The following is a 13540-nucleotide window of genomic DNA, read 5'->3' as shown; positions in this document are numbered from 1 at the left end:
CCCTTTTGTGTAGTATCGCTACCGACGTACTCCGGTCGCAGCGGCGTGACCGGCGATCACTGAAGATGAGGGGACGAGCCATGACGAAGTGGCTGAAGCACACGGCGATCGCAGCCGTGACGTTGACGGCGGTGGGCGCGCTCAGTGGGTGCGCCGGGGGTTCGAGCGGAGGCCCGACCGAGCTCAGCTTCCTGATGTGGGGGGACGGGGGCGACACCCAGACCGCCTACGAGGACGTCATCTCGAAGTTCGAGGAGGCCAACCCCGACATCACGGTGAACGCCGAGTTCTTCAACACGAACGACTACGACAACATCCTCAAGACCCGCCTCTCCGGCGGCGCGGGGCCCGACATCTACGGCTTCGACCTCGGCAACATCAAGACGTTCGTCGACGACGGTTTCGCCGCTGACCTCTCCGACGGCGGAGAGAGCTACCTCTCCAAGCTCACCCCGGAGGCGGCGAAGGACAGCCAGCGCGAGGGCGGCACGTACAACCTGCCGATCTCGCTCTCGGGCAACGGCATCATCTACAACAAGGCGCTCTTCGCGCAGGCCGGCATCACCGAGACGCCCACGACCTACTCCGAGCTCCTCGCCGACTCGAAGAAGCTCTCCGACGCCGGCGTGATCCCCTTCGCGATGAGCGCGCAGGACAACTGGTGGCCGCAGTTCATCGTCTACTACGCGCTCGCAGAGCACGGGGCGAACGAGGAGCTCGGCGAGCAGATGGCCGCGGGTGAGACGACGTTCTCGCAGAGCGACGCCTGGGCGGAGTCGCTCGACGTGGTGCGCGACCTGACGCCGTACTACATGCCCAACCCGGTCGGCACGAGCCAGACCGCCGCGCAATCGGCGTTCCTGGGCGGCCAGGCGGCCATGTTCCCCGCCACCTGGATCCTCTCCGACGCCCGTGAGGCCGGCCTGGACCTCGGCTACATGAACTTCCCGACGGTGGACCAGCCCTCCGACGACCTGTGGGGCACCTACCAGGTGCGCTTCGGCCTCAACCCGAACAACGGCGACGACAAGCTCGCCGCGTCGCAGAAGTTCCTCGACTTCTTCCTCCAGGACGACACCTACAAGACGTTCCTCGACAAGGTGAAGCTCTTCCCGACCACCGAGGGCGTGGAGATCGGCGCCGACGTCGACCCGCTCTTCCCCGACATGCAGGCCGCGTGGGAGGGCAAGACCTTCGTGGCGGCGTTCTCGCCGACCGATCCGAGCATCCAGGACGCGTTGCTCGTGGGCCTGCAGAACATCATCAGTGGGCAGAAGAGCACTGAACAGGTGCTGGGCGACCTCGACCTCGCGCTCGAGCAGTACCGCGCCAACAACCGCTGAACATCCGAACCGCCTCGCTCGGGAGATCCCGGGCGAGGCGGTTCCTTTTCCGAAAGGCGCTCTCATGCCCCGCTCCCTTCCCCTGACGGCCGCGGCCGCCACCGCCCTGGCCGGACTCGCCGTGGCATCCCTCACCGGATGCCAGTCCGCCGCGAGCGACGAGACCACCCTGAGCTTCCTCATGTGGGGCGACGGGGGCGACACCCAGAAGGCGTACGAGACGGTCATCGACGCGTTCGAGGCCGAGAACCCCGGCATCACCGTGAACGCGGAGTTCGTCAACACGAACGACTACGACAACGTGCTCAAGACGCGCCTCTCCGGCGGTGCCGGCCCCGACGTCTACGGCTTCGACCCGAAGAATCTCACCGATTTCGTGCGCGACGGCTTCGCCGCCGACCTCTCGGGCGCCGACTTCTTCTCGCGGCTCGACGACGCGGCGGCGCAGGAAGCCCGTCGGGGAGCGGACGGGGATGCCGCGTACTCCGTGCCCATCTCGCAGTCGGGCAACGGCATCATCTACAACACCGCCCTGTTCGAGAAGGCGGGCATCACCGAGGTGCCGCAGACCTACACCGAGCTCACGGCCGCAGCCGAGAAGCTCTCGGCGGCGGGGATCACGCCGCTCGCGATGAGCGCGCAGGACAGCTGGTGGCCGCAGTTCGTCGCCTACTACGCGATGGCGCAGCACGTGTTCCCCGACGATCCCGGCGCGATCGAGGAGCTGCTCGCCGGGGAGAAGACCTTCGCGGACATCCCCGGCTACGCCGCGTCGCTCGAGGTCGTGAAGGACCTCGTCCCGGCGTACATGCCCGATCCGCTCGGGACGAACCAGTCGGCGGCGAAGTCCGCCTTCCTCACCGGTCAGGCGGCGATGTTCCCCGCGACCTGGATCCTCTCCGATGCGCGAGCGGCGGGGGTGGAGCCCGGCTACATGAACTTCCCCACGCTGGACGCCGATGTCGCCGACATGTGGGGGAGCTACCTCGTCGCGTGGGGGATCAACCCCGAAAACGATCGCGTCGAAGCGGCCGAGAGCTTCATCGACTTCTTCTTCCAGGACGACGTGTACACCGACTTCCTCACCTCGGTGAAGGCGTTCCCCACGACCGAGGGCATCGACGTCTCGGCGAACGACCCGCTCTTCCCCGCGATGACGGCGGCGTGGGAGGGGAAGACCTTCCGCCCCGTCGTGATCCCCGCGCACCCGCAGCTGCAGGAGACGCTCCTGGTGGGCATGCAGAACCTCATCGCGGGCCGCGCGGACGTCGACACCGTGATCACCGAGCTCGATGCGGCGCTCGTCGAGGTCCGCGCGAACGCCGACTGAGACGCGACGGGTCGCCGGTCGAGCCGGTACCCGTGGCATCCGCCTCCGTCATGTCGTGTTCGGGGCGCGATTCTCCGTTCGGGGCGAGTGTCTCCCGCCCCGAACGGCAGAACGCGCCCCGCACCGTCGATGGGGAGAGAGGCTGCTCGAGCGGAACGGTAGCGCGGCTACGCGAAATGGTGAATTCCTGCGTGGATGCCGGATCCGCAGCATCAGAATCGCCCACCACATGTAGTATGGCTACACAACGAGAACGAGGATGTGCTTGTGACCTCCCTGCTGACGATCGCCGACGATCGCACCACCGCGACGTTCGACCCCGAGACGGGCGGATTGCGCGCTCTCGACGGCCCGAACACCGGTCTCGCGCCCCTCGCGGGCGGGCGTCCGTCGCTGTTCGTGATCGAGATCCCGCGGGGAGGCGACCGCACGGTCGTCGTCGAGACGGCCGCGCAGACGTTGACGCACGTCGAGCGGGAGGGTGACACGGCGCTGCGCCTGGTGTGGCGCGATCCCGTGACCTCCGCCGGCGAGCGGCTGACGGGTGAGATCGTCGTCGGGGCGCGCGTGCGCGACGGGGTGCTGCGGCTGTCGCTGTCGTTCCACCTCGACTCCGGCGGCGTCGAGGCCGTCCGCTTCCCCTCGCTCGGCGGCATCCGTCCGGTCGAGGGCGCACTCGAACTCCGCGGCGTCGACTACTCCACGGGGACGCGCGTATCGCTGCTGCCGGTGTTCGACTCCAACGCCCCCTACTGGGGAACGCTGTACCCCGACTACGCCAGCGGCAACCTGCGCCCCGAGCTGGTGGGGACGCCGACGTCGCCCTTCGTCGTGCTCGCGAGCGAAACGGGCGGGCTCACGGTGCAGCCCGCTGCCCGCACCCTCGACTTCATCGGCTGGCGCGCGAGCCTCGTCCCGGGCTTCGCCGACAGCCTGCGCCGCACCGCGGCCGACGATGCGGCCGTCACCCTCGACGCCATCCACTTCCCCCAGGGCGAGGGAACCGAGGCCACGCTTCCCGAAATGGCTCTCGCGCCGTACGCGGGGGAGTGGCAGGACGGCCTCGCGGCCTACCTGCCCACGCAGGAGCCGACCCGGCGGAGCGCGGCATCCTGGCTCCAAGAGCCGCGCTCGTGGCTGCAGGTGCAGCTCATGTCGACCGAGGGTGAACCCCGCTACGACTTCGACGCCCTCGTCGACATCATCGAGGAGTGCGCGCGCGAGGGCATCGGCGCGATCCAGATCGTCGGCTGGAACGAAGGCGGTCAGGACGGTCTCGTGCCCCGGCACCGGCCCGCCGCGAAGCTCGGCGGCGAGGAGGGTCTTCGCCGCGCCCTGGACCGCGCGCGCGAGCTCGACGTCGCCACCGTGCTCTACGTGAAGTACGTCTGGGTCGAGAAGCCCGGCCCGCTGTGGGACGAGCTCGAGCCCTTCGTCTCGCGCGACGTCAACGGGCAGCCCTATGCGCAGCCCGGTCCGGTGTACCACTCGTCGCGCAAGCGCTACGGCATCGCGACCCCCTGGTACGTGCCGCTGTGCTTCGGCGTCGAGGCGCTGCGCCGCCGCTTCGCCGACGAGGTCGCCGAGATGGCCGCGTGGGGGGCCGACGGCATCCTGGCGGATGAGTCGCTCTATCACGGTCGTGCGCTGCTGTGCTTCGCCGACGACCACGGGCATCCGGTGGGCGCGAGCGCGTTCACGTGGGATGCCGACGTCGTCGAGGAGATCCGCGCGGGGCTCGGCGACCGCGCCGACACCTTCGTCATCGCCGCCGAGGGCGCGTACGACGACCAGTTCGCGCACTACGACGTGTCGTACTTCCGCAGCGCCTCGCCGACGCACCGCCCGCTCGGCCGGCAGCTGCGTCCCGATGCCCGCATCGTGACCGCGCTCACCGGGTTCGACGACCGCTCGATGGTCGCGCAGTGCCTTCTCTACGGGTACGCGATGAGCCTCGAGCCGTACAACTTCAAGGGTCGACCGGGCGACATGCCCGCGACCGTGGCCCTCGCCCGTGCGGCCGACGCGCTGCGCGAGCGCCACCGCGACCTGCTCTGGAACGGGCGCCTCGTCGCCGACCACGACGTCGTCGCCCACCGCCCCGACGGCACGGTCCACGACCTCCTCACCGTGTGGGAGGGGGCCGGCGGCACCCGCGCCGTCGTCGTGGCCACCTACGACGACGAACCCCTGTCGCTTCACCTGTCGGGTCTCGGCGCGGCCGAGACCGACGACCTCGACGGGCGCCGCGCCCCGGTCTCGGACGGGCGCATCGATGTGCCCGCCCGGGGCGTGACCGTCGTCATCCCCTCTTCCGACTCGATTGGAACGCTATGAGCAGCACACGCGTCGAGGACCCGCGGGTCCTCGCCCTGGACGACCCCACCGCGACGCAGGCGGTGACCACGCGCTCGCTGAAGGCGCGCCTGTGGACCGGGCGTTCCACCGCGGGCAGGTTCTGGATCGCCGTCGCCCCCGCGCTGGTGCTCTACACCGTCTTCACGGTGTATCCGATGGGACAGGTCATCGTCGCGAGCTTCACCGACGCCCGCGGGTTCAACCGCGCGTGGGAGTTCGTGGGAGCGGACAACTTCGTGCGCATCTTCTCGGGCGACCCCGTGCTCATGGAGGCGATCGGCAACACCGCGATATACGGGTTCTTCAAGATCATCGTGCAGACGATCCTGGCGTTCCTCATCGCGGTGCTCCTGCACCGCCAGCTCCGGCTCGGCAACATCTACCGCGCGATCTTCTTCGCACCGATGGTCATCTCGCCCGTGGCGATCGTGTTCACGTGGAGCTTCATGTACGACCCCACGTCGGGCACGTTCAACACGCTGTTGCGCAGCATCGGTCTCGGCGGGCTCGCCCAGGACTGGCTCGGCAACTACGACCTGGCGCTGTACAGCGTCATCCTCGTCGACCTCTGGAGCGGGCTGGGCTTCAACGTCGTCATCTTCCTCGCGGGGCTCTCGACCATCCCCGGCGAGATCCTCGAGGCGGCCAAGGTCGACGGCGCGCGGGGCTGGAAGGCGATGCGCTTCATCACGATCCCGCTCATGATCCCCTCGATCGGCCTCGTGCTCGTCCTGTCGATCAACGGCGCGCTGCGAGCCTTCGACACCGTCTATCTGATGACGAGAGGGGGACCGGGCAACTCGACGCAGCTGTTCATGACGCAGGTGTTCCAGGAGGGCCTGGTCAACAACAACTTCGGCTACGCCTCGGCGATGGCCGTGCTCGTGCTGATCGTGCTGATCGCGATCGCCGCCGTGCAGAACAGACTCAACAACCGCGTCGCCGCCGAGGAGGGCAACCGATGAGCACGCAAGCCACCCCCCGCGTGGACACGCGGTCCCTGCTCCGCCTGGCCCGCCGCCTCCCGATCAACCTGCTGCTGATCGTGCTCAGCATCGCGATGATCTACCCGATCGTCATCATCGTCATCACGGCGTTCAAGCCGAACCTCGAGGTGCTGACGAACCCGACCGGTCTGCCGCAGGCGCCGACCTTCGACAACTTCGTCACCTCCTGGCAGGATGCCGGGTTCGCGAACCTCTTCTTCAACTCGGTGCTGCTGACGGTCGTCAGCATGACCGTCGCCACCTTCGTCGCGGCGCTGGCGTCGTACGCGATCGTGCGTCAGGCCACCCGCATCGGCTCGGGCGTGTACCTGCTGCTGGCGGCCGGTATCTTCCTGCCGATGCAGCTCGCGCTCGTACCGCAGTTCCGCGTCGTGCGCGACCTCGGCCTCATCAACAACTACGCCGGCGTCATCCTCATCTACATCGCGGGTGCGCTGCCCTTCGGCGTCTTCCTCATGGCGGCCTTCATGCGCCAGGTGCCGAAGGAGATCGTCGAAGCCGCGGTCATCGACGGCGCGGGCTACTTCACCCTCTTCCGCCGCATCTTCCTCCCGCTGGCCCGCCCGGCGATCGCGACCTTCTGGGTGCTGCAGGGCGTGGGCGTGTGGAACGACTACCTCGTCCCGCAGCTGCTGCTCACCGACCCGTCGAAGCGCACCCTGACGACGGGCGTGCTGTACTTCAAGGCGCAATACCTCGCCGACTGGGGCAACATCATGGCGGCCGTGCTCATCATGAGCCTGCCCATCCTGCTGCTGTTCGTCTTCGCGCAGCGTTTCTTCGTCAGCGGTCTGTACGCCGGGGCGGTGAAGTGAGGGCATGACCTCGCTCGACGACCGGGAGAGGGCGCGGTCGCTGGCCTCGCCGCTGTACGGCGACCGCTGGGTGCAGGATCACGCGACCCTGCCCGTCTCCGCGCCGCCCGTCTCGGCGCGGGGCGGCGGTGCGCTCGCCGTCGACCGCGACGTGGTCCCGCTCGACGGCGAGTGGCTGCTCGCGGGCGCGCCCGCGGGCCGGGAGTTCGCGATCGAGCGGTGGTTCGCCGGTCCGCGACCGCCGGCGCCGGTGGGCTGGCACCGACCCGACACCGACCGCTCGGACTGGATCCGTGCCGCCGTCCCGGGAACGGTGCAGGCGGCCCTGACCGCCGCGGGCGAGATCCCCGACCCGCTGCTGCACGACCACACCCACGCGGAGCTCGTCGCGCACGGGGCGCCCGCCGAATGGCCGTGGCACTTCCGGCGCACCCGCGTCGAGGAGCAGCAGTGGTGGTACGCCCGCCGATTCGACGTGCCGGCGTCGTGGCTCGGGCAGCGCGTGCGCCTGTCGTTCGACGGCGTCGACGACGCGGCATCCTTCTGGCTCAACGGCGAACCGATCGCCCGCCACTCCGGCATGTACGGCGGTCCCGACATCGACGTGACGGCCCTGCTGCGCGGGGACGGTACCGACGAGATCGTCGTGCGCATCGACCCGCCCCCGCGCGACTGGCACGGGGTGCTCAAGCCCTCACCCGGGTGGGGATGGCACTACGGACACCTCATCTCGATGGGGATCTGGCGCGCAGTGCGCCTGGAGCGCGTGCCCGACCTCGAGCTCGAGGATCTGTTCGTCTCAACCGTGCACGCCGCCGAGGGGGCGGCGCGGATCCGCGTGCAGTGGGACCTGACCGCTCACACCGACGGCGGTGCCGCCCCGACCCGCATCCGCGTGCTCGACCCCGACGGGACAGTGGTCTCCGACGTCACGGCGCAGGTCGTGGCGGCCCGCGGCACGTCCCGGCACGCGGTCGAGATCGACGTCCCGGACGCCCGGTTGTGGTGGCCGTTCGGGTACGGGGCGCAGCCGCTGTACCGCGTCGAAGCGGCGGTCGACGGGTCCGCGCGCACCGCGTCCATCGGTATCCGCACCGTCGAGATGCGCGCGCTGCCCGAGGTGTCGGGCGACGACGTGTACGACTGGCGGTTCGTGGTCAACGGCCGGCCCCTCTTCCTCAAGGGCGCCAACTGGTGCTTCACCGATCCGATGGCGCGTCGCGGATTCGACGTCGACCGGCACATCCTCGACCTGTGCGTGCGGGCGAACCTGCAGATGCTCCGCGCCTGGGGCGGCGGCACCGTGGAGAGCGACGCCTTCTACGACGAGTGCGACCGTCGCGGCATCCTGGTGCTGCAGGAGTTCCCCCTCAGTTTCGGACTGGATGCCACGGGCGCCACGCTCGCCACCGTCGACGCGCAGGCCTCCCGCATCGTGCGTCGACTCCGCTCGCATCCCTCGCTGGTGATGTGGGGCGGGGGCAACGAGAACCCCGACACCGTGTCGGGCGATGACCTGCTCACCGTCATCGGCACCCGCGTGCGGCAGTACGATCCGACGCGTCCGTTCCACCGCACCGACCCGTGGGGCGGCAGCGAGCACTACTACGGCGTCTACCACGAGGGTCACCCCGTCGAGGCGTACGCGACGCACGTCCCCCCGGTGTTCGGCGAGTACGGGCTGTCGAGTCAGTGCGACCTCGACAGCATGGCGCGCTTCCTCGATCCGGCGCTGCTGGAGCAGTGGCCGCCGCCCGCGCACGGCGCGATCCTGCAGCACCAGGCGCAGTTCTCGCTGTTCGACCTGTTCAAACAGGCGCGCTACGCCCATTACGGACCGCTCACCGATTGGGCCACGTTCGTCGAGTACTCGCAGCTCGCCCAGGGCGACGCCCTGCGCTTCGCGTCGGAGCGGCTGCGTGCGCACGCGGGTACCCGCACGTCGGCGTACTGGTTCTACAAGGTCGGCGAGGTGTTCCCCGGCGCGTCGTGGGCGATCGTCGACTACTACGGCCGCGCGAAGCTGTCGTACTACCGTGCGCGGCAGTTCGGTGCGGCGCAGTCGGCGTTCGCGGTGTACGACCGCACCGCGCTCGAGGCGGGCGAGGTGCTCTCGGCCGAGGTGCACGCGTCCAACGACACGCCTCACCCCCTGACGGCGACGGTGAGCGCCCGCCTCTACGACGCCCGCTTCGGCGTGATCGCCGAGCGGTCGGCATCCGTGGATCTGGATGCCGACGCCCACGCGCGCGCGTTCACCCTCGCCGCCGAGCTTCCCGACGACGGTCCCCTCGTGCTGGCGGTGTACCTCCGCGACGCGGACGGCGCCCGCATCTCGTCCGCCTGGTACGCGCTGAACGCGCAGCCGAAGAGCGCCGAGGCGACCGCGATCGAGGCGCTGCCGCTCGACGAGCTGGCCGACCGGCCGATCGAGGAGCTTCTCGCGCCCTACGCCACCGGCCCGGCGCCGCTGAAGGAGCAGCCGCGCACGCGGCTCGAGGCCCGCTGGGGAGACGGCGTTCTGCGCGTGCGCAACGTCGGCGACGTGCCTGCGCCCCTCGTCCTCGTCGACGGGTTCCCCACCGCGTTCGGCGCCTGGCTCGACGACAACGCCTTCGGGCTCGAGGCGGGGGAGGAGCGCGCGATCGCGTTCGCCCTCGCCGGCGCCACCTGGCCCGATGCGCGCGTGCGCGCGTGGAACGCGGATGCCGTGGAGGTGAGCGCGTGAGCACCCCCCGGATTCTGGCCACGTGCGGCGGGTGGGCCGACACGTCGTGGGGTGACGTGGCCTTCGGTCCCCTCCTGCACCACGCTCTCGACCTCACCGGCGTCGAGGGCAGGCCCCGCGTGGTCTTCATTAACACGGCCGGCGGCGACCAGCGGATCGACGAGGGGCGAGAGCTCGCCGCGGCGATGGCGTCGGGGGTGGATGCCGTGCACCTGCGGCTCTACGGCCGCACGGTCGTCGACTTCCGTGAGGTCCTGCAGTCGGCCGACCTCGTCTGGACGGGCGGGGGGAGCGTCGTCAACCTCCTGGCGCTCTGGCGGGCGCATGGCCTCGACACCGCCCTGCGCGATGCGTGGCGCAGCGGCGTGCTGCTGGCGGGAACGTCCGCGGGCGCGCTGTGCTGGCACGAGGGCGGTCCCACCTCCGGATTCGGCGAGGTGCGGACGATCGACGACGGCCTCGGGTTCCTCCCCGGCTCGCTCGGGGTGCACTACGACTCGCAAGCCGAGCGGCGGCCGGCTCTGCGGCGGGCGGTCGACGCGGGCATCCTTCCCGGTGGCTTCGGCCTCGACGAGGGCACCGCGGTGCTGTACGAGGGCGACCGGGCCGTCGACTTCGTCACCGAGCGCGCGGGCGGGCGCGTGCACCGCGTCGATGCGCACGTGCCCGACGAACCGGTGCCCACGCGCCTTCTCTGAATCGGTGTCCGTGCGTCGCCGACGCCGCGACCCGACCCGTCGGAGCCGGTGCGCCCGCGGCATCCCGCCCGCGATCGCGACTCGTGTCGGCGCCGCATGCACGACGAAGGCCCGGACCGAGCGGCCCGGGCCTTCGTCGTCCCTCACGGGACGGGCGTCAGCACGACCGCGTCGACGAACGCCGTCGCGTCTCCCGTCGCGGCCGAGCCGCGGAACGTGATCTGCCGATCGCCCGCCGCCACCGTGAACGTCGGCGAGGTGTGCGCCGTGAACGTGTTCGTCGGCGGGGCGAAGCTGTCGACCACCGTTCCGTCGACCACCACCTGGATCGTCTGCACCGCGCTGTACCCGGGTCGACGTGACGCCTGGTAGCTCAGCGTGTAGGTGCCGGCATCCATCTTCAGGGTCTGCGCGAACGACCCGTGCTCACCGTTGCGCGACTGCAGCAGGGCGGTCTGCGTGCCCTCCGGGGCCGTCGGTGCGCCGAAGGCGCTGCCGTTGCGCTGAATGCCCGAGCGGCCCACGAACGACCACCCCTCGGTGAACGGCGCCGACTTGACGCCCGTCGTGGACGGCGCCTCGAAGCCCGTGTTCGACAGCGTCGCGGGCTCCGGGGCGACGGGGGCCTCGATGCGCACCGCGTCGAGGAACGCCGTGCGATCGCCCGAGGGCGCGGTGGCCCGGAAGGTGATCGTGTGGCGTCCGCCGGTCGAGGTGAACGCGTTCGAGCGCTGCGTCGTGTACGAGCTCGTCGAGCCCACGGCGAACGACCCGATGACCGTGTCGTCGTAGAGCACGTCGAAGCTCTGCGCGGGGTAGCCCGAGCGGCCCGAGAGGGCGAACACGACCTGGTAGTCGCCGGCGGGGAACGCCACCTGCTGCGAGATGGTGCCCTGCACCCCGCCGTCGGTCTTGAGGTAGGCCACCTGCTGGCCCTCCGGCGGCGTCGGCGGGCCGAGCGGCCCCTGACCGTTCTGGATGCCCGAGCGGCTGTCGAACGTCCAGCCGTTGGTGAACGGCCCGGTCTTGGACTTCGTGCCGCCGGGCTTCTCGAACCCGGCGTTGGTGAGGGTGACCAGCGGGTACGACGACGGCAGCTCGGGGCTGACGTAGCACCGCTGCGTGCCCGAGGGGTTCGGGTCGCCGAGGGTCGCGGTGTCGCACGACACCGGACCCGTCTTCGCCTGGTAGCTGAACAGTCCGTCGCCGCCGAACGCGACGCTCTGCTGCCCCGAGAAGAAGCACTGGCCGCCCTCGTTCGCGCAGAGGGTGTAGCCGTCGGGACCCTGCGAGACGCCGCCGACCTTGAAGAGGCGGCTCGTGACGCCGGACGGTTGCCTGTTCGCCGCGAAGGCTGCCGCGCGGTACAGCTTCGTGGAGCTCTCGGCCAGGATCACCGGTCGCTCGTACAGCGTGGAGCTCGCGGTCGGTGCCGAACCGTCGGTGGTGTACCGGATCTGCGCGCCGGAGGTCGCCGTCGAGAGCGCGAGCACCTCGGACCCGGCGTACACCCCGCTGTCGAGGTCGAACTGCACGGGGTCGACCCGCGCAGACGTCAGCTGGGGCGTGACGGTCACGAGCGCGATGCCCGACGACGTGGGGTCGGCGGTGCTGGTCGCACGCACGGCGATCTTGCGCTCGGAGTCGACCGCGGGCGGCGTGTAGACGCCCGAGCTCGACACGGAACCGTTGCTCGAACCCTCGACGGACCACGTCACGCCGGGAGCGCCGTCGATCACGTCGGCCGTCAGCTGCACCGTCGAGCCCGACGCCACGGTCGGCTCGACGTCTCCCATCCGCACCTGCACCGCGGGGTCGGCGGTGGTGTACACCGCGAACGAGTAGCCGGTCCCGAGGTCGTCCGAGAAGCTCGTGCCGGCGGGAAGGGTGGCCGAGACCGCGGGCAGGAGCGCATTGGCATCCGGCACGAGATCATCGGAGTACACGACCCGGTGGAAGTCGGCGTCCACCGTCGTCCCGCCGAAGTCGACGGTCAGATCGGTCGGGGCCGCCCCCTTCGACTCCACCAGCACGGTGTAGTCGCCCGCCGCGTCGCGGAAGGCCGCGGACCGCACGTCGGACGACGACGACGTGGATGCCAGCACCTGGCTGTGCGCGGGGATGTACCGGTTCAGCAAACCCGCCGACAGGAACGTCTTTCGTGGTTCGAGCCCGAGGGGGAGGGCGTCCCACATGTTGTAGGTGCCGTTGGTGTCGCCGTCGGGGTCGACGGTCCAGGTGCCGTTGAGCTGCCAGACGAGCATCGAGTGCAGGCCCAGGTTCGCTCCGGCGATCACGTAGTTCGCGTAGCCGGAGTTCCACCCGCTCGCGTTGTCGTCCGACCAGCCGAACTCCGACATGTTGACGGGCTTGCCGCCCGCGACGTTCTTCCGGGCGTTGATGCTTCCCGGCACGGAGCCGTACGAGTCGCCGTAGGTGTGGAAGCTGTACTGGTCGAACGCATCACCGCCGTTCTGCGCCATGTAGGTGGTCCACGCGGGGGCGCCGGTCTCCTCCGGGCCCCAGATCTCGACCTCGTCGCGCAGGCCGTCGGCGACCAGGCGCTGGTGCACGGCCTGGGCCATCTGCACGTACGCGGCCTGCTGATCGCCCGGCGCCTCGAAGTCCCAGCTGCCGTTGGGCTCGTTGTAATACGTCAGGTACTTGACGTTGTCGTAGCCGCGCACGTTCTTGAGCTGGTCGATCAGAGCGGACGCGGATGCCGCGTACGCGGCGTTGTCGGCCGGGGCGCTGGTCCACGGGTCGACGCCGGGGATCGAGAACCAGTCGTGCACGGTCGAGCCGACCTTCCACCCGAAGTTCAGCTCGATGTCGGTGCCGGCGGCCTGGAAGGCGTCGAGGTAGCGGTAGAACGCCTTCATCCGATCGCTGTCCCACGTGTAGACGCCCTTGTCGGGCTCCATCCAGTCGATCTGGAACCACACGCGGGCGACCTTCGGTCGAATGGTCGCGATGCGCTCCGCATCGACCGCCCAGTCGGCGTCGGAGTACCCGAAACCCCGTGAGCGCTCCATGAGGGCCGAGGGGATGACGTTCACGCCGATGCCGAGGAAGTCGTCCTGCACCACGGTGCCGGTGTCGACCGAGACGGTCGCGGCGTCCGCCGCCGTGGCGGGGCCGGCCGACCCGGCGACGGCCAGTGCGGCGATCACCCCGCCGATGGTCATGAGGGCTGTGCATCGGCGCAGCCGGGGGGAGGGTCTCATCAAGGCTCCATCTCCATTGAGGGTTGATAGAGGT

The 13540-nt window shown here is 70.0% G+C and carries 8 protein-coding genes; 7 read left to right on the top strand and 1 reads right to left on the bottom strand.

The window, feature by feature from the left end:
• Positions 1–80 precede the first annotated feature (80 nt).
• The 7 genes from AB0230_RS03425 (at position 81) to AB0230_RS03395 (ending at position 10279) form a co-directional block, all read left to right on the top strand.
• Complete coding sequence (locus tag AB0230_RS03425) at positions 81–1343, top strand: extracellular solute-binding protein (protein WP_315993452.1); 1263 nt, start codon at positions 81–83, stop codon at positions 1341–1343.
• Between the two features lie 64 nt (positions 1344–1407).
• Positions 1408–2673 (top strand): extracellular solute-binding protein, encoded by a 1266-nt coding sequence (locus AB0230_RS03420; protein WP_363578136.1) that lies wholly within the window; start codon positions 1408–1410, stop codon positions 2671–2673.
• A gap of 267 nt (positions 2674–2940) precedes the next feature.
• Positions 2941–5010 (top strand): DUF6259 domain-containing protein, encoded by a 2070-nt coding sequence (locus AB0230_RS03415; RefSeq protein ID WP_363578138.1) that lies wholly within the window; start codon positions 2941–2943, stop codon positions 5008–5010.
• The gene (locus AB0230_RS03410; RefSeq protein WP_363578140.1) at positions 5007–5996 is read left to right on the top strand and encodes a sugar ABC transporter permease; all 990 of its coding nucleotides are present in this window, start codon (positions 5007–5009) and stop codon (positions 5994–5996) included. The genes AB0230_RS03415 and AB0230_RS03410 overlap by 4 nt, the downstream gene beginning before the upstream one ends.
• A complete protein-coding gene (locus tag AB0230_RS03405) occupies positions 5993–6853 on the top strand; it encodes a carbohydrate ABC transporter permease (protein WP_363578142.1) in 861 nt (286 codons plus the stop codon). Before AB0230_RS03410 ends, AB0230_RS03405 begins: the two co-directional genes overlap by 4 nt.
• A gap of 4 nt (positions 6854–6857) precedes the next feature.
• Entirely contained in the window at positions 6858–9581 is a 2724-nt protein-coding gene (locus tag AB0230_RS03400) for a sugar-binding domain-containing protein (protein ID WP_366373971.1), read from the top strand.
• Positions 9578–10279 (top strand): peptidase E, encoded by a 702-nt coding sequence (locus AB0230_RS03395; RefSeq protein WP_366373969.1) that lies wholly within the window; start codon positions 9578–9580, stop codon positions 10277–10279. Before AB0230_RS03400 ends, AB0230_RS03395 begins: the two co-directional genes overlap by 4 nt.
• A gap of 143 nt (positions 10280–10422) precedes the next feature.
• Here AB0230_RS03395 and AB0230_RS03390 read toward each other — a convergent pair whose 3' ends face one another.
• Complete coding sequence (locus tag AB0230_RS03390) at positions 10423–13506, bottom strand: chitobiase/beta-hexosaminidase C-terminal domain-containing protein (RefSeq protein WP_366373967.1); 3084 nt, start codon at positions 13504–13506, stop codon at positions 10423–10425.
• Between the last annotated feature and the right edge of the window lie 34 nt (positions 13507–13540).

Origin of the sequence: Microbacterium sp. NPDC089190, assembly GCF_040701795.1 — a bacterium.
Classification (GTDB): Bacteria; Actinomycetota; Actinomycetes; order Actinomycetales; family Microbacteriaceae; genus Microbacterium; species Microbacterium galbum.
This window is presented reverse-complemented; position numbering and strand designations above follow the sequence as displayed.